Below are 24,593 nucleotides of genomic sequence, written 5' to 3'. Positions count from 1 at the left end.
GGCGGCACCACTACCCGTTCTTCGGTACGGCAATCAGGTCAGGTGGTCGTAGTCGCCGCGGACCCAGGCTGCGTGGCGGTCGGCGGAGCGGCGCACTACGGCCTTGGCGTCGACGGGGATGGAGGCGCCGAAGTTGTTGTAGAGGCGGTCGTAGGCGAAGGGGTCGAGGGAGCGGGCCACCCGGTCGACGACCGCGCCGGAGAGCGGGATGCGGTTCGGGTAGCTGCGCATGAAGCTGACCGAGGTGCGGTCGGGGTTGGCGAAGATCGTGTCGCCGGACAGGATCACACCCTTGCCGTCGGCACCGTTCGCCCAGTGCACCACCGCGCTGCCGGGGAAGTGACCGCCGGGTTGTAGGACGGTCACGCCGGGTAGCGGCTTGAGTTCGCCGGACCAGGTGCGGATCACCGGGTCCTGGCGGGCCACCCACTCCTTGTCGGCCTCCGCGACGTACACCGGCACGTCGCCGAGGCGGTGGCTCCACTCGACCTGGACGCCGTACATGTGCGGGTGGCTGGCGATGATCGCGACCACCTCGCCGAGTTCGCGGACCCGGCCGACGGCATCGTCGTCCAGGTAGCCGATCGGGTCCCAGAGCAGGTTGCCGTCGGTCGTTGTCAACAGCATCGACTGCTGCCCGATCCCCACCGGCGGCTTGGAACGCATCCCGTACAGGCCCGGCTCCACCTCGTCGATCGTCACCTCCGTACCGGCCAGTTCGTCGAGCGTCGTCCACTGCTGCCCGTCGGCCGGCACCCACTGCCGCTCGTCGGCGCAGATCGCGCACACCTCGACCTGCTCGGAGTGTTCCACCGCACAGGTCGCACAGATCCAGAAACTCACCGTGTTGTTCCCCTCATCAGCCATGCCAGGAAGTCAATGAACTCAAGTGAAGTTGAAGTCAAGCCTGCCGTCGAGGGCCACTCGCCGGGCATCGCGGTGGGCCACCGACGCGACGGATCTCACACCGGGCAGGACATTTCGGCCGTTGCACCGGGACTAGCATCGAACCGACCTGGATTTCGCCAGGTTCTCGGGTCCGATCGGAGGACGGGTTTGCCCAGCAAACCAGCCGGCACGCTCTACCGCGGCCGGGAGGGCATGTGGTCATGGGTCGCGCACCGGATCACCGGTGTCGGGATCTTCTTCTTCCTGCTGGTGCACGTGCTGGACACCGCGCTGGTCCGGGTCTCGCCGCAGGCCTACAACGAGGTCATCGGCACCTACAAGAACCCGTTCGTCGGCCTGCTCGAGGTCGGCCTGGTGGCCGCGATCCTGTTCCACGCGTTCAACGGCATCCGGCTGATCCTGGTGGACTTCTGGGCCAAGGGCCCGCGTTACCAGCGGCAGCTGATGATCGGCGTGCTGGTGCTCTGGGTGGTGCTGTTCGTGCCGTTCGTCATCCGGCACCTGAGCCACGTGTTCGGAGGCTGAGATGACCGACATCGCGGCACCCCGCAGCTCCGGCCGCCTCGGGCGGACCAACTTCGAGCTCTACAGCTGGCTGTTCATGCGGCTGTCCGGGCTCGCCCTGGTGATCCTGGTGCTCGGGCACCTGTTCGTGAACCTGATGCTCGGCGGCGGGATCACCGCGCTGGACTTCGGGTTCGTGGCCGGCAAGTGGGCCAACCCGCTCTGGCAGGTCTGGGACCTGCTGATGTTGTGGCTGGCGATGCTGCACGGCACGAACGGCCTGCGCACGATCATCAACGACTACGCCGAGAAGGACCAGACCCGGTTCTGGCTCAAGGCCCTGCTGATCACGGCCGCGATCGTGGTCGTGGTCCTCGGCACCCTGGTGATCTTCACCTTCGACCCCTGCCTCGACCCCAACTCCACGTTGTCGGTCTGCAAATAAAGGATCTTGATGCAGCAGCACCAGTACGACGTCATCATCGTCGGCGCGGGTGGCGCCGGGATGCGCGCGGCCCTCGAGTCGAGCAAGCGGACCCGGACCGCCGTACTCACCAAGCTCTACCCGACCCGGTCCCACACCGGCGCGGCCCAGGGCGGCATGTGTGCCGCGCTGGCGAACGTCGAGGAGGACAACTGGGAGTGGCACACCTTCGACACGGTCAAGGGTGGTGACTTCCTGGTCGACCAGGACGCGGCCGAGGTGATGTGCAAGGAGGCCGTCGACGCGGTACTCGACCTGGAGAAGATGGGCCTGCCGTTCAACCGGACGGCCGAGGGCAAGATCGACCAGCGGTTCTTCGGCGGGCACACCCGCAACCACGGCGAGGCTGTCGTACGGCGCTCCTGCTTCGCGGCCGACCGTACCGGTCACATGATCCTGCAGACGCTGTACCAGCAGTGCATCAAGCAGAACGTCGAGTTCTTCAACGAGTACTACGTCCTCGACCTGCTGATGACCGACGGCAAGGCGAGCGGGGTCGTCGCGTACGAGCTGGCCACCGGCGAGCTGCATGTGTTCTCCGCCAAGTCCGTGATCTTCGCGTCCGGCGGTTTCGGCAAGGTGTTCCGGACCACGTCCAACGCGCACACCCTGACCGGTGACGGCATGGGCATCGTCTGGCGCAAAGGCCTGCCGCTCGAGGACATGGAGTTCTTCCAGTTCCACCCGACCGGCCTGGCGGGTCTCGGTGTCCTGCTGTCGGAGGCGGCCCGCGGTGAGGGCGGCATCCTGCGGAACAAGGACAACGAGCGCTTCATGGAGCGGTACGCGCCGACCGTGAAGGACCTGGCACCGCGGGACATGGTCGCCCGGGCGATGGCGAACGAGGTCCGCGAGGGCCGCGGCTGCGGTCCGGACGGCGCGTACGTGATGCTCGACCTGACCCACCTGGAGCCCGCTCACATCGACGCGAAGCTGCCGGACATCACCGAGTTCGCGCGCACCTACCTGGGCGTGGAGCCGTACACCGAGCAGATCCCGGTGTTCCCGACCGCGCACTACGCGATGGGCGGCATCCCGACCAACATTCGCGGTGAGGCACTGGCCAACAACGACGACGTGATCCCGGGCCTGTACGCCGCGGGTGAGGTCGCCTGCGTCTCCGTGCACGGTGCGAACCGGCTGGGGACGAACTCGCTGCTGGACATCAACGTGTTCGGCCGGCGGGCCGGGATCGCGGCGGCGGAGTACGCCGAGACCGCGTCGTTCGAGGAACTGCCCGACAACCCGTCTGCATACGTCGTCGACCTCGTCGAGGGGCTGCGGAACTCGACCGGCCAGGAACGGATCGCCGCGATCCGGTCCGACCTGCAGGCCACGATGGACCTGAACGCCCAGGTGTACCGGACCGAGGGCTCGCTGAAGCAGGCCCAGATCGACCTCGCCGCGCTGAAGAAGCGCTACGCGGACGTCGCGGTGCAGGACAAAGGCAAGCGGTTCAACACCGACCTGCTCGAGGCGGTCGAGCTCGGGTTCCTGCTCGACCTCGCCGAGGTGCTGGTCGAGGGCGCGCTGGCCCGCAAGGAGTCGCGCGGCGGCCACTTCCGCGAGGACTACGACAAGCGCGACGACGTGAACTTCATGCGGCACACGATGGCGTACCGCGAGGTCGATGCCGACGGCAACGAGTCGATCAGGCTCGACTACAAACCGGTCGTCCAGACCCGTTACAAGCCGATGGAGCGCAAGTACTGATGGACGTCAAGGTCAAGATCCTGCGGTACAACCCCGAGGTCGTCGACGAAGCCGAGTGGAAGACGTACTCGGTCACGCTCGAGCCGACCGACCGGGTGCTGGACGCGCTGCACAAGATCAAGTGGGAGCAGGACGGCACGCTGACGTTCCGGCGGTCCTGCGCGCACGGTGTCTGCGGTTCGGACGCGATGCGGATCAACGGCCGCAACCGGCTCGCCTGCAAGACGCTGATCAAGGACCTGAACCCGGACAAGGAGATCACCGTCGAGCCGATCAAGGGGCTCGCGGTGCTCAAGGACCTGGTCGTCGACATGGACCCGTTCTTCGAGGCGTACCGCTCGGTGATGCCGTTCCTGGTCACCAGCGGTCACGAGCCGACCCGGGAGCGGATCCAGTCGCAGGCCGACCGGGACCGCTTCGACGACACCACCAAGTGCATCCTGTGCGCGGCGTGTACGACGTCCTGCCCGGTGTTCTGGTCCGACGGGCAGTACTTCGGCCCGCAGGCGATCGTCGGCGCGCACCGGTTCATCTTCGACAGCCGTGACGAGGGCACCGAGCAGCGGCTGGAGATCCTGAACGACAAGGAAGGTGTCTGGCGCTGCCGGACCACCTTCAACTGCACCGACGCCTGCCCGCGCGGCATCGAGGTCACCAAAGCGATCCAGGAAGTCAAACGAGCGCTCATTTTCCGCCGGGTGTGAGCGTGCTCCCCGCGCCACTGTAAGATTCTCCCGCCGACCTGACCCTGCCTTGCGGGGGAGATCTCTGCCCTTGGGGGGTGACAGTGGAGCCACGCCTGCGCGAATTGTCCGACCGCTTCTACCGTCGCCTGGTGGCGGTGCTGGAGCGCTGCGGCCTCCCGCGGAGCATGCCGCCGCTCCTGGTCGTCGGTGTTCTCGCGGCGCTGACGTCGATCGTGCTCGCCGTCCTGCACCTGTCCACGCCCGAGGCGGCCGCCGACAAACCGCTGGTGATCGAACCGGCCGCGGCCGGCGCTCCCGGGACCACCGTGGTGACCTCGAAGCGCGCCCAGGTGCTGTCGATCACGATGGTCACCCGGAACCGCTGGGCGGCCGGCTGGTCGGACTGCACCAGCGGCCCGATCTGCAAGTACGCCGCCGTGATCGACCGGGACGGCGCCCGCGCGACGTCCCCGGAGTGGCCGGTGCCGTACGCGACGATCCGGTCCGGTACGGAGGCGATCGCGGTCGCCCCGCCGCCGGAGGGCACGCTCGAGGGCGGCGCGACGATGATGTACCGGCTGACGTACGACGGGCCGCTGCTGACCAAGCTCCGGTACCGGCTGCCGACCACGACGTTCGGCAAGGACGAGGTGCTCACCGACCAGATCGTGCCGGGGCGGATCGTGGTGGTGGACCCGGAGGAGTCGACGGTCCGGATGCTCCAGGGCCGCGGCACCCGGTCGCCGGTGTGCGACGGGACCGGGCGGTGCTGGATGCTCAGCGGGATCGGCCGGACCGACATCGTCTGGACCGACGACGGCGGGAAGACGTGGGGCGCGCGCTCGCTCGACACCCACAACCAGCTCGGCCGGCTCGCGGTCAGCCCCGACGGCAAGACGCTCGTCACCACGCAGGTCACGGTCACCGACACCGGGCAGACCGTGGCGAAGATGGAGATGTCGACCGACCGCGGCGCGAACTGGAAGACCGTACAGAACCCGCCGCCTAGCCTCAACGCGGCACCGCTGGCGCTCGACGACGGTACGGCGCTGATGCTCGGTGGTCCGGCCGGCGCCCGGCCGCGGCTGTACCGGCTCCAGGACGGGACGGCACAGCTGCACGGCGGCTACCCCGGTGACCTGGCCGAACTCGAGGGCGACTCGCACCTGATGTACGGCTTCGAGATCCCCCGGCGGCGGACGACGGAGGTCGTACTGAGCACCGACCAGGGCAACACCTGGTCGAAGTTCGCGCCGCGCTAGGTCAGCCGGGACGCGAGGCAGGCGAGGTAGAGGGTGAGGGTGGCGCGGTGGTCGCGCCACGGCCGGCCGGTCAGGCGCTCGACCTTCTCCAGGCGGTAGATGAGCGTGTTCCGGTGGATGTGCATGGCATCCGCCGTACGTACGAGGTTGAAGCCTGACTCGCACCAGGCGATCAGCGTCTCCCTGAGCTCGTCCCAGTCCGAGTGCTGCGCCAGCTCCCCCGCCACCAGGTTCACCAACCGCCCCCGAGCCCGCGGCCCGACCGCCGCCAGCACCTGATAACTCCGCAACTCGTCGATCAGGTACGTCGCTCCGCCCCGCACGCACTCCTTCCCCAACCGCAACGCGTCCAGCGCATCCCCGTACGCCTCCCCCAACCCCACAATCCCCCGAGCAACCCCACCAACCCCCACCCGCGCAGCGAACCCATGCTGCTCAGCCACAGCAGCCACCCCCATCTCCCCCAGCCCCCGCCGACCCGCGCGCTTCAGCGTGGGGAGGACTGCGAATCGGCCGCCGGTCACCGCCGCTACGAGGTCTGCTGGACCGAACCTCTGGCGGAGGGTGCGGAGGAGTTCTGGGCGTACGGCTACTACGTCCGCCTGCTCGAGGGGCTCGTCGACCTCGACGATCAGGACCGTCCGCGGAACCGTCAGGTCGAAGCCGAGTTCCTTGGCACGCGCCACCAGGAACGCCGGATCGACGACGTCGGCGTCGAACGACCCGATGTCGCGCACCAGCTCCTCCAGCGCCCGCTCCCGCAGCAGCCGCGACCGCAGCTCGACCGACTCCTGCAGCAGGATCTCCGTCTGCCGCCGGACGACGAGCCCGAACCGCCGCACCTGCCGCGGCGACCCGGTGATCCCGACCGTACCGACCGCCTCGCCGTCGATCACGATCGGCAGCGTCATCCCCGGCTTCACCCCGCGCAGCCGCGCCGCCTCCGCGGCCGTGTGCCACGCCGCCTCCTGCGACGCCAGCACCTCGACGGAAGCCTCGTGGAACGACCCGACCCGGGCCGGATCCCCACTCCCGATCACGATCCCCCGGTCGTCGGTGATCAGCACGTTGTACCCGATCACCTCGGAGGTGTCCCGGGCGATCTGCTGCGCCAACGGACCGGAAAGCATCTTGGACGAAGCGTACGACGAGACGCCGTAAACCTGAATGAATCATGGACAACTCGTCCAATGACGCCGCCGTACCGCCTCCCTAGCCTGGAAAGAAGATCGGGGTGAGGCCACAGAGAGGCACGTCATGTCGAGAAGATTCATCGCCGCGTTGTTCACCGCCGTCGCGCTCGCGAGTGGCTCGCTGACCGCCTGCGGCGGCACCAAATCACAGGTCTCGGATGCGGCCGCCGCGCTCGGCACGATCGAGCCGGGTGTCCTCAAGGTCGCGATCGAGCCGTACGCGCCGTACACCTCGATGGTCGGCGACAAGCTGACCGGCCTGGACGCCGACATCCTGAACGAGATCGCCGGGAAGCTCGGGCTGAAGGTGAAGCCGGAGGTGACCGACTTCGCCGGCATGCTCGCGAGCGTCCAGTCGCGCCGCGTCGACATCACCATCGGCGGCGTGGCCTGGACCGCGGAGCGGCAGAAGGCCGGCCTGTTCACGGATCCGCCGTACTACTCCCCACCTGCGATGGCGGTCCGCCAGGGCGAGCACTACCAGACCGTGCAGGACCTGCAGGGCAAGGATCTCGGTACCGTCGAGGGGTACGTCTGGGTGAAGTCGATCCAGGCGGTCCCGGGCGCGAAGCTGCACGCGTACCCGGACGGCAACGGCGTATTCGACGACCTCGGCGCGGGCCGGATCAACGTCGGCTTCCTGGATCCGCTGCTGGTGCTCGCCGCGCAGAAGCAGCGCCCGGAGCTCAAGGTCGAGACGCAGTACCTGACGCCGCCGTCGGCCGCCGACCTGAAGGCGCACCCGGCGTACCAGTACTTCCAGCCGTACATGACCGCGTTCTACCTGCCGAAGCAGGCGACGGCGCTGGAGAAGGCGATCTCGGAGCAGATCCGCGAGATGTACCAGAACGGCGAGCTGACCAAGCTGATCCAGAAGTACGGCGGCGACCCGAACCAGTTCCTCAAGCCCGCGCCGGAGATCGCGAAGACCCGGCAGGGCGTCGACCGGCCGGCCGACTGGCAACCGCCGAGCATCTGAGGAGGACGCGATGTTCAAGGTCCCCTGGGGTGACTACGCCCCCGCACTGCTGGACGGTCTGGAACGCACCGTCCTGTACACGATCGCCAGCTTCGCCGGCGCGGCAGTACTCGGCCTCGCGCTCGCACTGCTCCGGGTCAGCAGGCACCGCGCGCTGCGGATCCCGGCAGCGATCTACACCGAGGTGTTCAAGAACATCCCGCTGCTCGCGATCATCTTCGTCACGTACTTCGGACTCGCCTCGGCCGGCGTACGGCTGGACGTGTTCAGCGCCGGCTGCGTGAGCCTGATCGTGTTCTACGCGGCGTACCTGTCGGAAATCTTCCGGGCAGCGATCTCCGGCGTGCACGGCGGGCAGCAGGAAGCGTCGGAGGCACTCGGCCTCGGCAGGGTCAGTACCTTCGCGTACGTCGTGTTCCCGCAGGCGTTGCGGTCCGCGCTGCCGGGGACGAACACGATGCTCGTCGACCTGCTCAAGTCGACGTCGCTGCTGGTGACGATCTCGGCGGCCGAGCTGATGTCCGAGGGCCGGCTGATCACGTCGGCGACGTTCCGCGCGCTGGAGGTGTACCTGGTGATCGCGGCGATCTACTTCGTGCTCTGCTACCCGCTGTCCCAGGGGTTGCTCTGGCTGGAACGGAAGATCCGCGCGGGTGTCCCGCTGACCCCGAAGCGCCGCCGCCGGCTGAAGGCCGCGCGCTCCCTGCTGGAAGGGATCCAGGCATGAATGTCCGGGCACTGACCGACGTGGTGGTCAGGATCGAGAACCTGAACAAGTCGTTCGACGGCCGGCTGGTGCTGGACGGCGTGAGCCTGACCGTACGGCACCGGAAGATCGTCGCGATCATCGGCCAGAGCGGCGGCGGCAAGACCACGCTGTTGCGCTGCCTCAACCTGCTCGAGCAACCGGACCAGGGGCTGCTGGAGGTGGCCGGCGAGGCGATCTTCAGCGGGTCTTCCGTACAGTGCCGGGATCTCGCGCGGTTGCGGCAGTCGGTAGGCATGGTGTTCCAGAAGTTCAACCTGTTCCCGCATCTGACCGCGGTCGAAAACGTGATGCTCGCGCAGTTGCGTGCCGGTGTGCCGGAGAAGGATGCGCTGGAGAAGTCTGTCGCGTTGTTGCGTCGGGTCGGGCTCGGGCATCGCGCGCTCGCGTACCCGGAACAGATGTCGGGCGGCGAGCAGCAGCGGGTCGCGATCGCGCGGGCGCTGGCGTTGAAGCCTTCCGTACTGCTCTTCGACGAGCCGACGTCGTCGCTCGACCCCGAGTCGACGGCCGAGGTCCTGCGGGTGATGCGCGAGCTGGCCGAGGACGGGATGACGATGGTGCTGGTGACGCACGAGCTGCCGTTCGCGCGCGACGTGGCGGACTGGGTGGTGTTCGTCGACGGCGGGCGGATCGTCGAGCAGGGCGTACCGGCCGACGTACTGGGCAAGCCGCAGGAGCTGCGGACCCGGACGTTCCTGGCCTCCTACGCGGCGGGGCAGTAGCGGATGCGCGTCATCGTGATCGGCGGCGGGGTGATCGGCCTGTGGTCGGCGGTCGGGCTCGCGGAGGCGGGGGCCGACGTCACCGTGCTGGACGCCGGCCCCCAGGCCGGGTTCGCCTCGCCCGCGGCTGCGGGTTGGGTGGTGCCGGCGTTGTCGGCGCCGTTGTCCGGGCCGGGTGTACTGCTGCACTCGGCCCGGCAGGCGCTGCACCGGGAGGCGCCGTTCAGTGTCGCGCCGCGGCTGACGTCGACGTTGTTGCGGTGGATCGTCGGGTTCGTCCGCAGCGGTTCGGCCCAGCGGTACGCCGCCGGGCTGCGGGCCGTACTCGATCTGGGCGCCGGGTGCATCGACGACTTCGCGCGGCTGCAGGACCGGGCCGATCTGGAGCTGCGACAGACCGGGCTGTTGATGACTGCCGTCACGCAGGCCGGGTTGGACGAGGTCGCTTTGTTGGCCGAGGCAACGACGGCCGCGGGGTACAAGGGCGGGTACGACATTCTCGACGGTGCGGAGGCCCGCTCGCGCGAACCGGCGTTGGGTCCGGCGGTGTCCGGCGCGGTGCATGCGGTCGACGAGGTGCAGGTACGGCCCGAGCAGGTATTGCGTGCTTTGCAGGAACAGTTCGTTGTCGCGGGCGGGCGGCTGGTCACCGCGACGGTCAGCCGGCTGCGGCCGGGATGGGACGTGGAGACGAGCGTCGGACAGTTCAGCGCGGACCGGTTGCTGGTGGCGGCCGGGGCGTGGACGACCGAGTTGCTGGCGGTGCTCGGCGTACGAATTCCGTTGCTGGCGGCAACCGGGTACAGCATCACCACTCCGGGCACGGGGCTGGCGCCGCGGGTGGCGGTGAAGCTGGTCGAGCCGAGTATCGCGGTGACGCCGTTCGCGGACGGCGTCCGGGTCGCGGCCCGGCTCGACCTCGGCCGCTCCGGCGGCCCGATCGCCGAACGCCGGCTCGCCGCCGTCCTCGACCGCACGACGCCGTACTTCGCCGACTGGCGGCCGGGCCCGTCCACGGCGACGTTCGCCGGGATGCGGCCGGCGACACCCGATAGCCTGCCGCTGATCGGCGCTATCCCTGACAGGCCGGGGCTGTACGTCGCCACTGGCCACGGCATGCTCGGTCTGACGCTGGCACCGGGCACCGCGCGGCACGTCGTACCGCTCGTACTGGACGACGTCCGATCGCCCGAACTGCGGCCGTTCGCTCCTGAGCGCTACCTGCTCAGTGGTGCTTGGCGGCGCCCTTGAGCGTCTTGTCGACGGCGTTCTTCGGCCCGTAGAAGGCGATCCCCACCAGATCGAGCTCCGCCGTCGGAACCGCCTTCACCGCGGCCCGGTTGTCGCGGTCGTTGCCAGTAGCAAACAAATCCTGAGTGAACACCGAATGCTCGATCCCCCGCGACAGCGCCCGCTCGTGCGCCACCACCATGAACTCCTTCGCCCCCTCGAACACCATCACCGGCTGCCGAAACATCGGCAAGTACTGCACCCCGTCCGCATCCTCGTACGGCTCGCCGACCACCTCAGGATGCGTACCGGCAATCCCACTCACGAGAAACGCGGTCACATTCAACCGCTGCCAAACAGCCAGATCATCCCGCAACAACACAGCAATCTTCGTATCGAACTTATCCACAAGTTGAAGACTGCCGGTTCGGAGGCGCGTCGGGCTTGTACGTTTTTAACAGTAAGGCGGGTTCGAGGTGACTGCTGTGCAGACTCGGAGGAAGAGGTTGAACAGGCGGTAGAGGTGGAGCATGTCGCCGGTGACGGTGCGGTCGTCGCGGCGGGTTACTCCCGGGATTGCTGTGAGGTGGGAAGGGACGGAGGCGGATTGCCAGCGGACGGAGAGGGTTTGTGAGGTTCGAGGTTGGGTTGGTGGTGTGAGGTTGGCCAGGGCTGCGGTGGTGGTGGATTCGATGGCGGCTCGGGCCTGGTCGACCGGGACCAGTTCGGCGGCGAAGCGGTCTTTGGCGAACTTGACCGGGACGGTGGAGACGGTTGGGTCCCAGGACTTCAGTTCGTCGCAGGCTGTGTCGTCGCCGGTGAGGACGGCGACGGGTACGCCGTACGCGGCGGCGGTGGCGTGGAAGAGGCCGATTTCGCCGGTGAGTTGGTCGTCGAGCCAGATGTCCTCGATCTCGTGGCCCATGAAGCTGTGGCTCAGTACGCCGAGGACGCCGGCGCGCGAGTGGTAGCCGATGCACAGCGCGGCGTCGTACTCGGGCGTCAGGCCCTCGATCATGCCCATCGGCTTCGGGCGGCCCTTGATCAGGCGGGCGCGTGGGTCGAGGAGGTCGGGCAGCAGGTTCCGCATCGGGCCGTGGGCGTCGTTGACGAGTACGCCGGTGGCGCCGGCCGCGTACGCGCCGCGGACGGCGGCGTTGACGTCCTCGGTCATCAGTACCCGGCTGCGCTCGTAGTCGCGCCCCGGCGGCTGCACGTCCTCCGCGTCGACGACCCCGGTGACGCCTTCCATGTCCGCACTCACATAGACCTTCACACCCAGAGCGTATGTTCTGAGTTATGAGCGGCGGCGCCGAGGTACGGGCGTGGCGGCCCGGCGTGACCGGGGTCGTCGAGGTGTTGCACGCCCATTTCCCTTCGCATGCGTACCCGAGTCACACGCATGATGCGTGGACTGTGCTGATCGTGGACGAGGGGGCGGTTCGGTACGACCTGGATCGGCACGAGCACGGGCTGGCGCAGGCGCAGGTGTCGTTGTTGCCGCCACATGTGCCGCACGACGGGCGGTCTGTGCTTCCTGGCGGGTTTCGGAAGCGGGTGTTGTATCTCGCGCCGGATCGGCTGGACGTCGGGTTGATCGGGGCGGCTGTGGATCAGCCCGAGTACGTCGACCCGCTCCTGCGGCACCGGATCCACCAGTTGCATCGAGTGCTCCGGGACGGACGGGAGGATCTGGAGGCCCAGAGCCGTTTGCTGTTCATCGAGGAGAGGCTCCGGCAGCACCTCACCCGGCAGGTCGGCGAAGCAGGCCGGCGGCGGGATGCTGGGGTGGCTGGGCAGTTGCGGGAGTTGCTGGATGCGAACGTGGCTGAGGGGATCACGTTGGAGGAGGCCGCGCAGGTCGTGCATGCGCATCCGGTGCATCTCGTACGGGCGTTCAGCCGGGAGTTCGGGATGCCGCCGCATCGGTATCTGACCGGGCGGCGGGTCGACCTCGCTCGGCGGTACCTACTGGACGGCCGGCCAACAGCCGAGGTGGCCACGTTGGCCGGTTTCTACGACCAGTCCCACCTCAACCGGCACTTCAAGAAGGTGCTCGGGGTCACACCGAAGAGTTTTGTGGCTCCTTAGCGGCCTTGTACGCGCGCACACCCCAGGTGCCGAGCAGCGCCGCGATCAGGAAGTTCACGATGATCAGGATCGTGTGCGCCACGTAGTACCCGGTCGGGCGCCCCTCGGTGTCCATCAGCGCCTTGATGAACCGTGCGTACGTGATCACGTTCCAGGCGGCGATACCGAGCAGGACAAGAGCGTGCTTGCGTTCGAGCTTCACTCAGCCATTGTGACCAGGCCGGTCCACCATCCGGAGCAGCTGGGTCCGGTTCGCGACGCCGAAGCGCCGGTACAGGCGGGTCAGCTGCGACTCGACCGCTTTCACCGACAGGTACAGCGCGGCGGCAATCTCGCGGTTGGTGGAGCCGTCGCGGACCATCGAGACGATCTGCTGTTCGTTGTCGGTCAGTTCCGACGGCTGCCGGCTCCGGCTCGGTACGTCGAGGCGGGCGAGCTCGGTCTCCGCGACCTCCCGCCAGGCGGGTGCGCCGTACGACTCGAACTGCTCGATAGCGTCCAGGAACGCGGTCCGGGCGACCGAACGCCGCCGCGCCTGCCGGGCGATCCGGCCGCGGGTCAGCTCGCCACGCGCCAGGTCGAGCGGGTAGACCCGGTCCCCCGCCGTACCGATCGACTTCTCCAGCAGCTCCAGCGCGGCCGCCGGGTCGCCCTGCTTCGCGATCAGCAGCGCCTCGGCGCGGTCCAGCCCGAGCTTCACCACCACGCGGTCCAGATTCTCCGCGCGGGCCCGGATCTCGGCGATCAGCGCGGCCGCGTCGTCCAGCCGGCCCGCGGCGACCAGGGCCTCGGCGTAGTCCGCGTGCCACGGGATCACCGCCGGGTCGAACGGCATCGCCGCCTCGCCCGACTCCGCGATCGCGTCGAACGCCTCGACCGCCCGCTGCGGGTCGCCGGTCAGTACGCCGATCATCCCGATCGCGGCCAGCGCCGGACCGGTCCACTCGTCGTTCCCGACCAGCCGAACGCCTTCCAGTGCGGCCTCCGCGAGCTGTCGCGCCATCGACGCGGACCCGCCGACCCACTCGGCCCGGCTCGCAATCACCAGGCCGACCTCGGACTCGTCGCCGATGTCCTGCATCAGCTGGTAGCACTCGTGCCCGGCGGCCAGCGCCTCGGCGCCACGGCCGCTGCGTTCGTGGATCGCGGTCGCGGAGATCAGTACGGACGCCAGCCAGCGCATCGCACCGTGTTCGCGGACCTCGTCGGCAAGCGCGGTGATCGCGGTGATCGCCTCGGCGGTCCGGCCGCGGAACAGCTCCTGCATCGCCGCCATCTGGCGCGCGTTCACCGTGGTCCGGGTGAGCGGCAGGCCCTGGGCGAGCTCGGCGGCCTGTTGGAGTACGGCGTCGGCGGACTCGCCCGCGTCCCGCGAGATCAGTACCGAACTGGCCGCGCTCAACGCGTCGACGACCGCTTCGGTGTCGCCGACCTCGCGGGCCAGCTGCTCCGCGATCCGGGCGTCCTCCTGCGCCTCGTCGAGGCTGCGGTCGAAGTAGTGGCTGTTGCTGAGCTCGATCCGTACCCGCGCCTCGAGCGACTTGTCGCCGTCGGCCGCCTCGAACGCCTCGGTCAGCAGCTCCACGCGGCGGTCCCGCTCCGGCCAGACGGCGTCCGCGCACAGCAGCAACGCGGGAACCTTCGTCTCCGGCTTGGTCGCGACCTGCGCCGCGAGCTGGGCCATATCGGCCGACTCGGCCAGATGACCGGCCGCAGCCGCGTCGTCGGCAGCCCGGGTCAGGCGGCGCGCCCGCTCGTCGGCCTCGGTGACCGGGGTCCGCTCGGCGCTCAGCCGCCACAGCGTCGCGGCGGCACCGGGCGCACCACGCCCGGCGGCGACCGCGGCGGCCTCCTCGATCGCGGACGCCAGCTGTACGTCGGCCGCCTGGGTGGCCAGTGCGCGGTGGGTCGCGTTCTCGACCGGCTCGTCGACGACCGCGGCGAGCTTCGCGTGGGCGTGCCGACGGTCCGCCGACGTCGCCTCGGCGTACACGAACTCCCGCAGCAGCGGGTGCGTGAAGCGCAGCCGCTCGGCGGAGATGTCGATCAGCCCGAGCTCCTCGGCCTCGGCCAGGTCCGCGTCGATCGGGCGGTCCAACGACCGGGCCAGCTGGGTCGTGGTCGGACGCGGCGACGAGGCCGCGTGCAGGAGCAGTTCGTGCGTACTCGTGGAGGTGTCGGCCAGCCGCTCACCGAGCAGGGTCTTCAGGCGGCTGGAGACCGGGAGCGGATCGTTGGGCGAGACGGCCTTCGGATGCCGCAGTACGGCCCGGCCGAGCTCCAGCGCCATGAACGGGTTGCCGGCGCTGGCCGCGAAGATGCGCCGCGCCGTACGGACCGGCAGCGGGCTGGACAGACGCTGCCGGAGCAGGCCGAGTACGTCGGGCTCGGTCAGCGGCGGCACCTCGAGCTGCAGGACCGGCTCGGGGCACGCGTCGGCCATCATCGGGAGGTCGCCGTCGGCCACCTGTTCGGTGGCGAGCAGGTGCACGCCGTCGGACAGGCGGCGAGCACAGAACGTGAGCACTTCGAGGCTGGACGGGTCAACCCACTGGATGTCGTCGACCACGATCAGCACCGGCCCCGTGGTGGCGAGGCGGCGGAGCACGTGCAGGACGGCGAGGCGTACGGCCAGCTCGTCACGGACCGTGTCCGGGGCGCTTGCCTTCAGCAGTGCGACCTCGAGCGGCTGGCGGAGGTGGTCGGGCAGCACCTGCCAGGCGAACTCGAGCTGGCTGGAGAGCAGGTCGAGCAGCGTGACGTACGGCAGCCCGGCCTCGGAGTTGGACGGGGCGGCGCTGAGGACCCGGCAGCCTTTGCGGCAACGGTCCGCGACCAGGGCCCGGGCGAGCGCAGACTTCCCGATACCGGTCGGACCGTAGAGCAGCACACTGCCGCTGGTCTCGAGCTGCTTAGTTGCGCGCTCGACCAGTCCGCTTCGCCCGATCAGCTCGTCGTCTGTCATCCAACTCCTCGAAGGATTACCCTCGCCGATTGTCACACTTCAGGGGAGGTCGACACGGCGAGTGTCACATGAGGAAATGTGCTGGCCACCATCCTGACACCCATTACTGCCGGGTTCCGAGCGGTCGGGACGGCACAGCCGTGCCGGGGCACGACTGCGCCCCGGCACGGTGAGTGAGATCTGCTAGATGGATTCGAGGTCGCGTTCGATCGCCGCGAGCTCGGCCTCGCTGCCCTGGACCTTCGGCCCGGTGAACCAGCGGCGGGCGGACAGGAACCAGTACGCCGCGGCGAAGCCGAGGACGACGAGGACGGCGATCGGCGTGTAGTTGAAAGTGCTACCGGTGACCGGGTGGACCTGCGGCAGCATGAACAGGATCGTGATGAACACGACCCAGACGATCGCGATGATCCCGATCGGCCGGCTCCAGCGACCGAGGTTCCACGGGCCCGGCTTGAAGTTGTCGCCCTGCAGCAACCGCAGCAGGGTCGGCAGCACGTACGCGATGTACAGCCCGATCACCGCGATCGACGTCACCGCCGCGTAGGCGGTCGCGTTCCACAGGTACGGCAGACCGAGGAGGAACGCGCCGCCGGCAGCCAGCCAGATCGCGTTGGTGGGCGTCCGCGTGCGGTGGTTGATCTTGTGCCAGAGTTTCGACCCGGGCAGCGCGCCGTCCCGCGAGAACGCGTAGATCATCCGCGAGTTCGCGGTCACCGACGACATCCCGCAGAACAGCTGGGCGCCGATCACGACCAGCAGCAGGATCTTCCCGGTCACCGCGCCGGCCGCGTCGATGAAGATCTGCGCGGGCGGTACGCCGGTCGAACTCTTCAGCGAACCGTCGTAGTTCTGGATCGCGAACGTCAGCCCGATCAGCAGCACCCAGCCGGCCGCCAGCGACACCACGATCGACATCACGATCCCGCGCGGCCCGGAGCGCGCGGCGTCGTGCGTCTCCTCGGTCATGTGCGCCGACGCGTCGTACCCGGTGAACGTGTACTGCGCCAGCAGCAGGCCGAGCAGTGCGACGTAGAAGGTCGAACCCCAGCCGGTGTTGTTCACGAAGTGACCGAACACGAACGACGCGGACTGGTGCTTGTCAGGTACGACGATCAGCACGACGACGATCCCGAGGACGCCGACGATGTGCCACCAGACGCTGATGTCGTTGAGCTTCGCGACCAGCTTCACGCCGAACGAGTTCAGCAGGCCGTGCACCACCAGGATGATTCCGAACAGCAGGATCGTGTGGCCCGGTGACGCGGTGAATCCCCACTGCAGGTCGAGGAACGCGTTCAGGAAGAACGCGGCACCGAAGTCGATGCCGGCCGTCACGGCGACCTGGCCGAGGAAGTTGAACCAGCCGGTGAACCAGGACCACGCGGCGCCGTTCGACGGCGCGAGTTTCGCGGCCCAGTAGTACAGGCCGCCCGCGGTCGGGTAGCTCGAACAGACCTCGGCCATCGCGAGGCCGACGAACAACGTCATCAGTCCGACGATCGGCCAGCCCCACACGATCAGCACCGGGCCGCCGGTGTTCATCCCGAAGCCGTACAGGGTCAGGCAGCCGGACAGGATCGAGATGATCGTGAACGACACCGCGAAGTTGGAGAACCCGGACATCGTCCGGGACAGTTCCTGGGCGTACCCCAGCTGGTGCAGGCGTTTCTCGTCGTCGGTCATCGGGGCGGAGCCGGTACGTTCGTCACTCACTGCGGGCCTCCTAGACACAGCGCCTCAATGGTCTCCCCCCAGACCTTTAGCTCATTGAGGCAGCCGGGCGGCCCACGTGTCAAGGAGTCAGTCGAGAAAGCCGTGCAGCAGGACGGCCGTGCCTTGCAGGTGCTCCTGCATGGCGTGCCGGGCGGCTTCCGGATCTCCGGCCAGCACGGCGTCGACGATCGCGCGGTGCTGTTGGTTGGAGTGCTCGATGTTCCGCTCGAGCAGCGGAATCGCATCCAGGAGCTCGTTGAGGCGCATTCGTACGTCCGCGGTGGCCGACGTCAGCGACGGTGAGCCGGTGACCTCCGCGATCGCCAGGTGCAGACGGGAATCCAGGCGGCGGTAGTCGGTGAGGCTCGCGGCCTCGGTCTCGTCCAGGCAGCGTTGCAGGTGCTCGCGTTCGGCCGGGCCGAGGGCGCGGCTCGCGGCGGCTTCCGCGGCGCCGGTCTCCAGTACGGACCGGAGGGTGAGCGCGTCCTCGAGTCCGGCGCCGAGGTCGCGGGCGAGGCGCTTGGCCGGCGTCCGGCGGGGTTTCGGCAACTGCTCGTTGACGAACGTACCGCCGTACCGGCCGCGCCGGGACTCGACGTAGCCGGCCTCCGTGAGCGCGTGGATCGCCTCCCGGAGCGTGACCCGGCTGACGTTCAGCCGGGCCGCGAGCTCACGCTCGGGTGGCAGCCGGTCGCCGGGCACGACGACGCCGAGCTTGATTGCCTGCAGCAACCGCTCGACCGTCTCCTCGAACGGGTTCCCGGCCCGCACGGGCCGGAACACCGCGTCATCTGCCTGTACGACCATGTGCTCAGACTAGAGCGGGGTCACGTAAGCGCCCGAGATTCCCCCGTCCACCAGGAACGTGTTGGCGGTGATGAAGGAGGAGTCGTCGCTGGCCAGGAAGGCGACCGCGGCGGCGATCTCCTCCGGTTCGCCGAAGCGGCCCATCGGGACGTGCACCAGCCGGCGCTGCGCCCGCTCCGGGTCCTTCGCGAACAGCTCGGTCAGCAGCGGCGTGTTCACCGGCCCCGGGCAGAGCGCGTTCACCCGGATCCCCTGCCGCGCGAACTCCACGCCGAGCTCGCGGCTCATCGCCAGTACGCCGCCCTTCGACGCGGAGTACGAGATCTGCGAGGTCGCGGCGCCCATGATCGCGACGAACGACGCGGTGTTGATGATCGAGCCCTTGCCCTGGCGCTGCATGTACGGGATCGCGGCCTTGCAGCACAGGTACACCGAAGTCAGGTTGACCTCCTGCACCTTCCGCCACGCCTCCAGGCCGGTGTCCAGGATCGACGCGTCGTCCGGCGGCGAGATGCCGGCGTTGTTGAACGCGATGTCGACCGATCCGTACGTGTCGAAGGCCTGCTTGAACAGGTTGTCCACCGCGGCCGGGTCGGTCACGTCGGTCGGCACGAACAGCCCGCCGACCTCGTCCGCCGCGTCCTTGCCGGCGGCCGGGTCGAGGTCGCCGATCACCACGCGGGCGCCTTCCGCGGCCAGTCGCCGGACCGTGGCGAGGCCGATGCCGCTCGCGCCGCCGGTCACCACCGCGACACGTCCTTCGAGCCGCTGCGCCTTGACGTCCATATCAGTCCTCCGTGGAGATGAAGATGTTCTTGGTCTCGGTGAACGCGGCCAGCGCGTCCGGGCCGAGCTCCCGGCCGAGGCCGGACTGCTTGTAACCACCGAACGGCGTCGAGTACCGCACCGACGAGTTCGAGTTGATCGACAGGTTGCCGGCCTCGATCCCGCGCCCGACCCGGATCGCCCGGCCGACGTCCCGCGTCCAGATCGACCCGGACAGCCCGTACTCGCTGTCGTTCGCGATCCGTACCGCGTCCGCCTCGTCCGCGAACGGAATCACCGCGACGACCGGCCCGAAGATCTCCTCCCGCGCCGCCCGCTCGTCCGCCGGCGCCAGCACGGTCGGCGGGAACCAGAACCCGGCGCCGCTCGGCGCACTGCCTTGAAATGCAGGGTTCTGGGCATACGAAGCGACCCGCTCGAGTTGGGCCTTCGAGATCAACGGCCCCATCTCGGTCGCCGGATCGTGGGGATCACCAACCTTGAAGCTCTTCACGGCCGGCTCGAGCAGTTCCATGAACCGGTCGTACGCCGACCGCTCCACGAGGATCCGGCTGCGTGCGCAGCAGTCCTGTCCCGCGTTGTCGAACACGCCGTACGGTGCCTGCGCCGCCGCCTGCTCCAGGTCCGCATCCGCGAAGACAACGTTCGCTGACTTGCCGCCCAGTTCCAGCGTTACGCGTTTCACCTGGTCCGCGCAGCCCGCCATGATCTGCTTGCCGACGGTGGTGGAGCCGGTGAAGACGACCTTGCGGACGGCCGGATGGGTGACGAAACGTTGGCCGACCGTCTTCCCAGGACCGGGGACGACTTCGAGGACGCCCTCGGGTAGTCCGGCTTGGAGGGCCAGTTCGCCTAGGCGGATCGCTGTCAGGGGGGTCAGCTCGGCGGGCTTGAGGACGACGGTGTTGCCGGCCGCCAGGGCTGGCGCGAAACCCCAGCCGGCGATCGGCATCGGGAAGTTCCACGGGACGATCACGCCGACCACGCCGAGCGGCTCCTGGAACGTCACGTCGATCCCGCCGGACACCGGAATCTGCTTCCCGAAAAGGCGTTCCGGCGCGGCCGAGTAGTACGTCAGCACGTCGCGAACGTTCCCGGCTTCCCAGCGGGCGTTCCCGATCGTGTGGCCGGCGTTCTCGACCTCGAGCGCGGCCAGGTTCTCCAGGTCCGCGTCGACCGCGTCGGCGAACCGCCGGAGCAGCCGGCCACGATCCGCCGGCGCGACGTTCCGCCAAGTATCAAAGGCTTTCCTGGCCCGGTCGATGGCCGCGTCCGCGGCTGTCTCGTCGGCCAGCTCGATCGTCCGCACCACCTTCTCGGTGGCCGGATTGATCACGTCGTACCTCATTGCTTGCTCCTGATCAAAGCGGTGAACAGCCGCAGGTCCTCGGGGGTCTCCTCCGGATGCCACTGCACGCCTAGTGCGAACTCCTTGCCCTCCACCTCGGCGGCCTCGACCGTTCCGTCGTCCGAGCGGGCGGTGACCTTCAAACTCGGCGCGATCACGTCGAGGGCCTGGTGGTGGTAGCAACTACCGGTCGTACTCTCGCCGAGGATCCGCGCGGTCAGCGTTCCCGGCTCGATCTTCACGTCAACTCTCCCGAACTCCGCCGGCGCGGGCCGATGCGCATCATGCGCGACCACGTCCGGCAGGTGCTGGTGCAGCGTCCCGCCCAGCGCCACGTTCAGCATCTGCAACCCCCGGCAAACGGCCAGCAAGGGAACCTCACGGTCCAGGGCTGCTCGGATCAGGACCGTTTCGTGGTGGTCTCGCTCCGGCCGGGTGTCGACGGTCTCGGGATGCGGCGTCGCGTCGTACGCTCCCGGGTCGACGTCGCATCCACCCGCGATCACGAGACCGTCCAGCAGACCCAGTACTGATGGATCGGTGCCGATCGGGGGCAGCAGGAGGGGTGTGCCGCCGGCGGCTGCGACCGCGTCCAGGTAGACGCGAGGGACCAGCGCGGCCTCGCGGTGCCAGATGCCCCAGGTGGCGGGTTCGAGGTACGTCGTGATGCCGATCCGCGGGCGTTCAGAGGCGTTCGAAGCCACGGACACGCTCCCAGTCGGTGACGGCCGCGTCGTAGGCGTCGAGCTCGACGCGGGCGGCGTTGCTGTAGTGGTCGACCATCTCGTCGCCGAACGCGGTCCGGGCAAGCTTGGAGCCGGTGAACAGCGCCGCGGCCTCGCGCAGCGTCGCCGGTACGTGCTCCTTGTCGGACTCGTACGCGTTGCCCTCCAGCAGCGGTTCGAGTTCCAGCTCCTGCTCGATGCCGTGCAGGCCCGCGGCGATGATCGCGGCGACCGCGAGGTACGGGTTCACGTCGCCGCCCGGGAGCCGGTTCTCGACCCGGAGCGAGTCGCCGTGACCGACCACGCGCAGCGAACACGTGCGGTTGTCCAGGCCCCACGCGACGGCCGTCGGCGCGAAGCTTCCGCGGACGAATCGCTTGTAGGAGTTGATGTTCGGCGCCAGCAGATAGGTGAACTCGGACAGGCAGGCGAGCTGTCCGGCGATGAACCGCTCCATCAGCTGGGAGAACCCGTGGTCACGCTCACCGGCGAGCACCGGGGTGCCGTCGTCGGCGCGGAAGCTCAGGTGGATGTGGCACGAGTTGCCTTCGCGTTCGTCGTACTTCGCCATGAACGTGAGACTCTTGCCGTGTTTGGCCGCGATCTCCTTCGCGCCGGTCTTGTAGATCGAGTGGTTGTCGCAGGTCGCCAGCGCCTCGTCGTACCGGAACGCGATCTCGTGCTGGCCGAGGTTGCACTCGCCCTTCGCGGATTCCACGTACATGCCGGCGCCCTCCATCCCGTTGCGGATGTCGCGCAGCAGCGGCTCGATCCGGGAGGTGCCGACGAGCGAGTAGTCGACGTTGTACTGGTTCGCCGGGACCAGGTCGCGGTACCGCTTGTTCCACGCGGTCTCGAAGGTGTCGTCGAAGACGATGAACTCGAGCTCGGTGCCGACGTACGCCTTCAGCCCCTTCTCGGCGAGCCGATCCAGCTGCCGCCGCAACACCTGCCGCGGCGAGGCGACCACCGGCGTACCGTCCAGCCACTCGACGTCGCAGAGCACCATCGCGGTCCCTTCGAGCCACGGCACCAGCCGCAACGTCTCCAGATCCGGCGCCATCACCATGTCGCCGTACCCGCGCTCCCAGGACGACATCTCGTACCCGTCGACCGTGTTCATGTCGACGTCCACCGCGAGCAGGTAGTTACACCCCTCGGTCCCGTGCTTCAGCACCTCCTCCATGAAGTACCGAGCCCCACACCGCTTCCCCTGCAACCGCCCCTGCATGTCGGTGATCGCCACCAGCACCGTGTCGACCACCCCCGTCTCGACCAGCCCGCGCAACTCCTCCACACTCAACGCGCCCACGACCACTCCCGGAGTCTATTGGTCTGTTTCCAGTCCATTGACTCAAGACTAGCCACAACTGTCAATGCCGGCGACGGACGGCGTGGTGGTGCCGTGGCACTGGGGGGACAGGGAACTGGTTGGCAGGGTGGGGGGTTGTCCGGAGAATCCTGGGTTCCGGCCGCACCGCCCACGCGGCCCGATCTCTGGAGGACCGCTATGCGATCTTTCATTACCCGTCCCCGCGCTTTCGCCGTGTTGCTGGCCGGGACCGCACTCGCGTTCAGCCCGCTCGGCGGGCAGGCGACGGCGAAGTTGCCGCTCGACCAGACCGGCAACCCCGCGTGCTTCACGCCGAAGGAAGGTGCCGCCGCCCGTGGTGGCTTCGGTCCCGACACGAGGGACCTGTCGGCGGCCGAGCAGCAGGCGATCGACGCGAAGACCGCGCAGATCCTGAAGGCGAAGGCCGCGCGTGGCCTGGCGCCGAAGGCCGGCACGCTGGCGTCGGCGAGCGTGCCCGTGTACGTGCACGTGATGCGCAGCAGTACCGGTGCCGGCGACGTCACCGACACGCAGATCTCGCAGCAGATCGCCGAACTCAACCAGGACTACGCGGGCCAGGAGTCGTCGCAGGCGGCGAACACCGGCTTCACGTTCTACCTGGCCGGAACCGACCGGTTCAACAACGACCAGTGGCACAAGGACAAGCAGAGCAGCACGTACCGTTCACAAACCCGCAAGGGCGGTAAGAACGCCCTCAACATCTGGCTCGTCGACTTCTCCTACCTCGGGATCGCCACCTTCCCGTGGGACTACGCGAGCCAGCCGAAGATCGACGGGATCCGGGTCCAGTACAGCTCACTGCCCGGCGGTTCGGCGACCAACTACAACGAAGGCAAGACCGCGTCCCACGAGGCCGGCCACTGGTTCGGGCTGTACCACACGTTCCAGGGCGGTTGCACGAGTACGAACGACTCGGTGGCCGACACGCCCGCGCAGAGCAGCGCCTCCAGCGGCTGCCCGACCGGCCGGGACTCCTGCTCGCTGCCCGGCCTGGACCCGATCCACAACTACATGGACTACTCCTACGACTCCTGCTACAACCAGTTCACCCCCGGCCAGTCAACCCGGATGAGCGACATGTGGACTGCGTACCGCGCCTAGCTCCTTCGCTGCGACACTGCCGCTGATCGTCTCAATGCCCCATCTCGGACATCAGGAGAATCAGTGTCACGAAGGTTCGTCAGCATGCTCACCTCGCTGGCGTTGGCCGGCACCTCGCTGGCAGGCATCGCCCTGACCAGCACCGTGCCGGCCTCCGCCGCTGAGCTGCTCAACCCCGGCCCCGCGGTTCCCGCGGTCGCCGACCTCAACGGGGACCACCTCCCCGACGTCGTGTTCAGTGACTTCGTTCTCGGACTCGGCATCTCGGTCTTCCTGGGCAAGCCCGGCGGGGGCTTCCAGCCCGCCGTGCGGTACACCACCGGCGCCCAGGCGGACTACGTCGCGATTGCGGACCTCGACCACGACGGCAAGCTCGACCTGGCCGTCAGCAACTTCACCACCAGCAACGTCTCCGTCCTCAAAGGCCACGGCGACGGTACCTTCGCCAACGCCGTGAACTACGGCACCGACCTCGCCCCCGGCGCGGTCGTCGCCGGCGACTTCAACCACGACGGCGACATCGACCTGGCCACCTCCAACCAGGCGCCGTCGATCTCGGTGCTCCTGGGTCGTGGCGACGGCACCTTCGTCAACGCAGTCACCTACCAGAGCGGCCTGGGCGTCGGCTCCGGGTCGCTCGATGCGGCGGACTTCGACGGCGACGGCAACCTCGACCTGATCCGCGGCAGCTACGGCGACAGCACCATCCAGATCTTCAACGGCCGCGGCGACGGCACCTTCAGGACCCCGACCACGATCAGGGCGGGCGCGTTGACCGCCTGGTACGGCCGGGCGCTCGACATCAACTCCGACCACAAGCCGGACATCCTGTTCTCCAACCTCGCCACCGCCACCGTGTCCACACTCTTCAACCAAGGGAACGGAACGTTCGGCTCGGCCACCTCGTACCCCACCGGCGGACTGGCGCCGATGTGCTTCGATCTCGGCGACCTGAACGGCGACGGCAAGCTGGACCTGCTGGTCGCCAACGGCACGTCCAGCATCGGCGTCCTGCTCGGGACCGGGCCTGGCACCTTCGGCGCGCCGCACACGTACTACTCGGGCGGCCTCGTCCCGTTGTCGACCCCGATCCTCGCCGACTTCAACCAGGACGGGAAGCTCGACGTCGTCATCGGCAACAGCGGGTCCGGGAACATCACCCTCCGCTACGGCAACGGCGACGGCACCTTCGGTCCGACCACGAACTACGCGGCCTGATCGCGGGTACGAGACCCGACTGTGACATCTG

The 24,593-nt window shown here is 68.5% G+C and carries 24 protein-coding genes; 12 read left to right on the top strand and 12 right to left on the bottom strand.

Annotation, left to right across the window (positions count from 1 at the left end):
* Positions 1–33: 33 nt before the first annotated feature.
* On the bottom strand, positions 34–867 hold the full coding sequence (locus ACFYRU_RS26695) for an MBL fold metallo-hydrolase (RefSeq protein WP_387663309.1): 834 nt from the start codon (positions 865–867) through the stop codon (positions 34–36).
* Positions 868–1,056: 189 nt separating this feature from the next.
* Between ACFYRU_RS26695 and sdhC the strand changes: the two genes are divergently transcribed.
* From sdhC to ACFYRU_RS26670, 5 genes are all read left to right on the top strand, one after another.
* Positions 1,057–1,434: a succinate dehydrogenase, cytochrome b556 subunit gene (gene sdhC, locus ACFYRU_RS26690; protein WP_387663308.1), complete on the top strand. Its 378-nt coding sequence runs from the start codon at positions 1,057–1,059 to the stop codon at positions 1,432–1,434.
* 1 nt (position 1,435) lies between these two features.
* On the top strand, positions 1,436–1,858 hold the full coding sequence (locus ACFYRU_RS26685) for a succinate dehydrogenase hydrophobic membrane anchor subunit (RefSeq protein WP_387663307.1): 423 nt from the start codon (positions 1,436–1,438) through the stop codon (positions 1,856–1,858).
* 9 nt (positions 1,859–1,867) lie between these two features.
* The gene (gene sdhA, locus ACFYRU_RS26680) at positions 1,868–3,610 is read left to right on the top strand and encodes a succinate dehydrogenase flavoprotein subunit (RefSeq protein WP_387663306.1); all 1,743 of its coding nucleotides are present in this window, start codon (positions 1,868–1,870) and stop codon (positions 3,608–3,610) included.
* Entirely contained in the window at positions 3,610–4,314 is a 705-nt protein-coding gene (locus ACFYRU_RS26675) for a succinate dehydrogenase iron-sulfur subunit (RefSeq protein ID WP_387663305.1), read from the top strand. Before sdhA ends, ACFYRU_RS26675 begins: the two co-directional genes overlap by 1 nt.
* 131 nt (positions 4,315–4,445) lie before the next feature.
* Positions 4,446–5,558, top strand: a complete 1,113-nt coding sequence (locus ACFYRU_RS26670) for a hypothetical protein (RefSeq protein ID WP_387663304.1) — start codon at positions 4,446–4,448, stop codon at positions 5,556–5,558.
* Here ACFYRU_RS26670 and ACFYRU_RS26665 read toward each other — a convergent pair.
* Complete coding sequence (locus ACFYRU_RS26665) at positions 5,555–6,688, bottom strand: CdaR family transcriptional regulator (protein ID WP_387663303.1); 1,134 nt, start codon at positions 6,686–6,688, stop codon at positions 5,555–5,557. The genes ACFYRU_RS26670 and ACFYRU_RS26665 overlap by 4 nt on opposite strands.
* A 127-nt stretch (positions 6,689–6,815) precedes the next feature.
* On the opposite strand from ACFYRU_RS26665, the gene ACFYRU_RS26660 reads away from it, so the two are divergent.
* The 4 genes from ACFYRU_RS26660 to ACFYRU_RS26645 are packed head-to-tail and all read left to right on the top strand — an operon-like array spanning position 6,816 to position 10,472.
* Complete coding sequence (locus ACFYRU_RS26660; RefSeq protein ID WP_387663302.1) at positions 6,816–7,730, top strand: transporter substrate-binding domain-containing protein; 915 nt, start codon at positions 6,816–6,818, stop codon at positions 7,728–7,730.
* Positions 7,731–7,740: 10 nt separating this feature from the next.
* Entirely contained in the window at positions 7,741–8,457 is a 717-nt protein-coding gene (locus tag ACFYRU_RS26655) for an amino acid ABC transporter permease (protein WP_387663301.1), read from the top strand.
* Entirely contained in the window at positions 8,454–9,221 is a 768-nt protein-coding gene (locus ACFYRU_RS26650; protein ID WP_387663300.1) for an amino acid ABC transporter ATP-binding protein, read from the top strand. Before ACFYRU_RS26655 ends, ACFYRU_RS26650 begins: the two co-directional genes overlap by 4 nt.
* A gap of 3 nt (positions 9,222–9,224) precedes the next feature.
* Positions 9,225–10,472 carry an NAD(P)/FAD-dependent oxidoreductase gene (locus ACFYRU_RS26645; protein WP_387663299.1) on the top strand — a complete coding sequence of 416 codons (1,248 nt, stop codon included), beginning with the start codon at positions 9,225–9,227 and terminating at the stop codon, positions 10,470–10,472.
* On the opposite strand, the gene ACFYRU_RS26640 is transcribed toward ACFYRU_RS26645, so the two are convergent.
* On the bottom strand, positions 10,447–10,860 hold the full coding sequence (locus tag ACFYRU_RS26640) for a DUF2000 family protein (protein WP_387663298.1): 414 nt from the start codon (positions 10,858–10,860) through the stop codon (positions 10,447–10,449). The genes ACFYRU_RS26645 and ACFYRU_RS26640 overlap by 26 nt on opposite strands.
* A 45-nt stretch (positions 10,861–10,905) precedes the next feature.
* Positions 10,906–11,727 (bottom strand): M55 family metallopeptidase, encoded by an 822-nt coding sequence (locus ACFYRU_RS26635; RefSeq protein ID WP_387663297.1) that lies wholly within the window; start codon positions 11,725–11,727, stop codon positions 10,906–10,908.
* Between the two features lie 23 nt (positions 11,728–11,750).
* Between ACFYRU_RS26635 and ACFYRU_RS26630 the strand changes: the two genes are divergently transcribed.
* On the top strand, positions 11,751–12,542 hold the full coding sequence (locus ACFYRU_RS26630; protein WP_387663296.1) for an AraC family transcriptional regulator: 792 nt from the start codon (positions 11,751–11,753) through the stop codon (positions 12,540–12,542).
* Here the strand turns inward: ACFYRU_RS26630 and ACFYRU_RS26625 are convergent.
* The 8 genes from ACFYRU_RS26625 to ACFYRU_RS26590 all read right to left on the bottom strand — a co-directional run bounded on the left by ACFYRU_RS26625 (position 12,514) and on the right by ACFYRU_RS26590 (position 22,201).
* On the bottom strand, positions 12,514–12,744 hold the full coding sequence (locus tag ACFYRU_RS26625) for an SCO4848 family membrane protein (protein WP_387663295.1): 231 nt from the start codon (positions 12,742–12,744) through the stop codon (positions 12,514–12,516). The two genes, ACFYRU_RS26630 and ACFYRU_RS26625, sit on opposite strands and share 29 nt — an antisense overlap.
* Complete coding sequence (locus tag ACFYRU_RS26620; RefSeq protein WP_387663294.1) at positions 12,745–15,507, bottom strand: AAA family ATPase; 2,763 nt, start codon at positions 15,505–15,507, stop codon at positions 12,745–12,747.
* A 183-nt stretch (positions 15,508–15,690) separates the two neighbouring features.
* Positions 15,691–17,223 carry an amino acid permease gene (locus ACFYRU_RS26615; RefSeq protein WP_387663293.1) on the bottom strand — a complete coding sequence of 511 codons (1,533 nt, stop codon included), beginning with the start codon at positions 17,221–17,223 and terminating at the stop codon, positions 15,691–15,693.
* An 87-nt stretch (positions 17,224–17,310) separates the two neighbouring features.
* Positions 17,311–18,030, bottom strand: coding sequence for a FadR/GntR family transcriptional regulator (locus tag ACFYRU_RS26610; RefSeq protein ID WP_387663292.1), 720 nt, complete (start codon positions 18,028–18,030; stop codon positions 17,311–17,313).
* A gap of 9 nt (positions 18,031–18,039) precedes the next feature.
* The gene (locus tag ACFYRU_RS26605) at positions 18,040–18,816 is read right to left on the bottom strand and encodes a 3-oxoacyl-ACP reductase (protein WP_387663291.1); all 777 of its coding nucleotides are present in this window, start codon (positions 18,814–18,816) and stop codon (positions 18,040–18,042) included.
* 1 nt (position 18,817) lies between these two features.
* A complete protein-coding gene (locus tag ACFYRU_RS26600) occupies positions 18,818–20,164 on the bottom strand; it encodes an aldehyde dehydrogenase family protein (RefSeq protein WP_387663290.1) in 1,347 nt (448 codons plus the stop codon).
* Entirely contained in the window at positions 20,161–20,868 is a 708-nt protein-coding gene (locus ACFYRU_RS26595) for a gamma-glutamyl-gamma-aminobutyrate hydrolase family protein (protein ID WP_387663289.1), read from the bottom strand. The genes ACFYRU_RS26600 and ACFYRU_RS26595 overlap by 4 nt, the downstream gene beginning before the upstream one ends.
* On the bottom strand, positions 20,849–22,201 hold the full coding sequence (locus ACFYRU_RS26590) for a glutamine synthetase family protein (RefSeq protein ID WP_387663288.1): 1,353 nt from the start codon (positions 22,199–22,201) through the stop codon (positions 20,849–20,851). Before ACFYRU_RS26590 ends, ACFYRU_RS26595 begins: the two co-directional genes overlap by 20 nt.
* Before the next feature lie 198 nt (positions 22,202–22,399).
* Here ACFYRU_RS26590 and ACFYRU_RS26585 point away from each other — a divergent pair, with 198 nt between their 5' ends.
* Positions 22,400–23,344 carry a zinc metalloprotease gene (locus ACFYRU_RS26585; RefSeq protein ID WP_387663287.1) on the top strand — a complete coding sequence of 315 codons (945 nt, stop codon included), beginning with the start codon at positions 22,400–22,402 and terminating at the stop codon, positions 23,342–23,344.
* Positions 23,345–23,428: 84 nt separating this feature from the next.
* Positions 23,429–24,562 carry an FG-GAP repeat domain-containing protein gene (locus ACFYRU_RS26580; RefSeq protein ID WP_387663286.1) on the top strand — a complete coding sequence of 378 codons (1,134 nt, stop codon included), beginning with the start codon at positions 23,429–23,431 and terminating at the stop codon, positions 24,560–24,562.
* Positions 24,563–24,593 lie beyond the last annotated feature (31 nt).

This window comes from Kribbella sp. NPDC004536, assembly GCF_042873835.1.
GTDB lineage: Bacteria > Actinomycetota > Actinomycetes > Propionibacteriales > Kribbellaceae > Kribbella.
This window is presented reverse-complemented; position numbering and strand designations above follow the sequence as displayed.

Coding starts and splice junctions, on each gene's coding strand:
- ACFYRU_RS26695 (WP_387663309.1), bottom strand. CDS start 867: ATGGCTGATGAGGGGAACAACACGGTGAGTTTCTGGATCTGTGCGACC.
- ACFYRU_RS26685 (WP_387663307.1), top strand. CDS start 1,436: ATGACCGACATCGCGGCACCCCGCAGCTCCGGCCGCCTCGGGCGGACC.
- sdhA (WP_387663306.1), top strand. CDS start 1,868: ATGCAGCAGCACCAGTACGACGTCATCATCGTCGGCGCGGGTGGCGCC.
- ACFYRU_RS26675 (WP_387663305.1), top strand. CDS start 3,610: ATGGACGTCAAGGTCAAGATCCTGCGGTACAACCCCGAGGTCGTCGAC.
- ACFYRU_RS26665 (WP_387663303.1), bottom strand. CDS start 6,688: ATGCTTTCCGGTCCGTTGGCGCAGCAGATCGCCCGGGACACCTCCGAG.
- ACFYRU_RS26660 (WP_387663302.1), top strand. CDS start 6,816: ATGTCGAGAAGATTCATCGCCGCGTTGTTCACCGCCGTCGCGCTCGCG.
- ACFYRU_RS26655 (WP_387663301.1), top strand. CDS start 7,741: ATGTTCAAGGTCCCCTGGGGTGACTACGCCCCCGCACTGCTGGACGGT.
- ACFYRU_RS26650 (WP_387663300.1), top strand. CDS start 8,454: ATGAATGTCCGGGCACTGACCGACGTGGTGGTCAGGATCGAGAACCTG.
- ACFYRU_RS26645 (WP_387663299.1), top strand. CDS start 9,225: ATGCGCGTCATCGTGATCGGCGGCGGGGTGATCGGCCTGTGGTCGGCG.
- ACFYRU_RS26630 (WP_387663296.1), top strand. CDS start 11,751: ATGAGCGGCGGCGCCGAGGTACGGGCGTGGCGGCCCGGCGTGACCGGG.
- ACFYRU_RS26620 (WP_387663294.1), bottom strand. CDS start 15,507: ATGACAGACGACGAGCTGATCGGGCGAAGCGGACTGGTCGAGCGCGCA.
- ACFYRU_RS26610 (WP_387663292.1), bottom strand. CDS start 18,030: ATGGTCGTACAGGCAGATGACGCGGTGTTCCGGCCCGTGCGGGCCGGG.
- ACFYRU_RS26605 (WP_387663291.1), bottom strand. CDS start 18,816: ATGGACGTCAAGGCGCAGCGGCTCGAAGGACGTGTCGCGGTGGTGACC.
- ACFYRU_RS26600 (WP_387663290.1), bottom strand. CDS start 20,164: ATGAGGTACGACGTGATCAATCCGGCCACCGAGAAGGTGGTGCGGACG.
- ACFYRU_RS26585 (WP_387663287.1), top strand. CDS start 22,400: ATGCGATCTTTCATTACCCGTCCCCGCGCTTTCGCCGTGTTGCTGGCC.
- ACFYRU_RS26580 (WP_387663286.1), top strand. CDS start 23,429: ATGCTCACCTCGCTGGCGTTGGCCGGCACCTCGCTGGCAGGCATCGCC.